At 29.4% G+C, this 1,264-nt stretch carries 2 protein-coding genes and 1 pseudogene; all 3 read left to right on the forward strand.

Going from position 1 to position 1,264, the window contains the following annotated elements:
• Positions 1–33 precede the first annotated feature (33 nt).
• Complete coding sequence (locus tag OYV_RS03910) at positions 34–348, forward strand: single-stranded DNA-binding protein (protein WP_011160886.1); 315 nt, start codon at positions 34–36, stop codon at positions 346–348.
• A 72-nt stretch (positions 349–420) separates the two neighbouring features.
• Positions 421–753 (forward strand): HU family DNA-binding protein, encoded by a 333-nt coding sequence (locus tag OYV_RS03915; protein WP_011160885.1) that lies wholly within the window; start codon positions 421–423, stop codon positions 751–753.
• Between the two features lie 311 nt (positions 754–1,064).
• Positions 1,065–1,264: pseudogene (locus OYV_RS03925) on the forward strand (hypothetical protein); the annotation flags it as partial.

The following is a 1,264-nucleotide window of genomic DNA, read 5'->3' on the forward strand; positions in this document are numbered from 1 at the left end:
CCCAAATAACAAAAAATAAGGAGAAAACAAAATATGTTAAACAAAGTTCAACTAATCGGCAACATCGCCCACGACTTAGAAAAACAATATATCAACAGTAACAACGAACAAATCCCTAAAATAGATTTCAATTTAGCCATCAACAACAAAGATAAAGTCCAATACACCCCTTGTGTTGTTTTTAGAACACAAGCCGAAAACTGCCACAAATACCTGCATAAGGGTTCAAAAATATATGTCGAAGGCAACCTATCAATCCAAAAATATAAAACTAACGAAGGACAAACGCGAACCACTACCAAAGTAATTATTCAAAACGTAATCTTTTTAGAAAACAAAACCCAATAACCTTAACACAATTAAGTCCAAAAGGGGCTTTTTTATACCCAATAAAATCAAAAAATCAAAGGAGAAAAAAATATGACAAAAAAAGAATTAATTAAATCAATAGCTGAGAAAAACAAAACCTCAATAACCCAAACCGAAGAATTTTACAACTCGTTTGAGAATGCAATAATTAAAGCAATCACAAACAACGCGGAAGTAGTTTTATCATCTAAACTCGGTAAATTCATCTTAAAAACTAGAAAAGCCCACCTAACCCCCGAAACTAAATTTATCATCAATAAACGCACAGGCAAAAAAAACGCCCAAAGAACTGGAAAAAACTTAAAAATTCCTTCAAAAACAGTAGTAACTTTTAAACTTTCTAAAACCATCAAAGATAAAGTTAAAGAACTAAAATTAAAATAAAAGGAGAAATAAAGAAATGAGTGATGGAATGACCGAAGCATATCGTGGAACTTACTTCAAAGACCGTCCCCAAACAACTAAAAAGAAAAATAACAATATCAAAAAATCAAAGGAGAAGCTAAAAAAATGAATATTTTAAAACACCCCCTCTTAGTTTTGTTAATTCCAATAACTACATTTATAACGTATCAAGCAATTAGTTATTTCCAACCAAATTTACAAACACTTTGTTATATATCAGCCACATTAACGATAATTTTAATCCTTTTTGTAATTTACTTTTTTAACCAAATCAGAAAGGTAACAAAACCATGTTTATTTTTACAATTTTAACAACTATTACAAACTATTTCCTTAATTATACCAAAGGATTTACAACAACCGAAATCCTAGAACGAAGAACCGATGCAATCCAAACAACTCTTTTCGCCATTCTTATTGTCACTGGATTTAAACCAGTTTTTAAATTAATTAAAAATATAATTATTTTTATTAAAGAAACCATTTTGGG

It is taken from the genome of 'Chrysanthemum coronarium' phytoplasma, assembly GCF_000744065.1.
Classification (GTDB): domain Bacteria; phylum Bacillota_I; class Bacilli_A; order Acholeplasmatales; family Acholeplasmataceae; genus Phytoplasma; species Phytoplasma asteris.

Coding starts and splice junctions, on each gene's coding strand:
- OYV_RS03910 (WP_011160886.1), top strand. CDS start 34: ATGTTAAACAAAGTTCAACTAATCGGCAACATCGCCCACGACTTAGAA.
- OYV_RS03915 (WP_011160885.1), top strand. CDS start 421: ATGACAAAAAAAGAATTAATTAAATCAATAGCTGAGAAAAACAAAACC.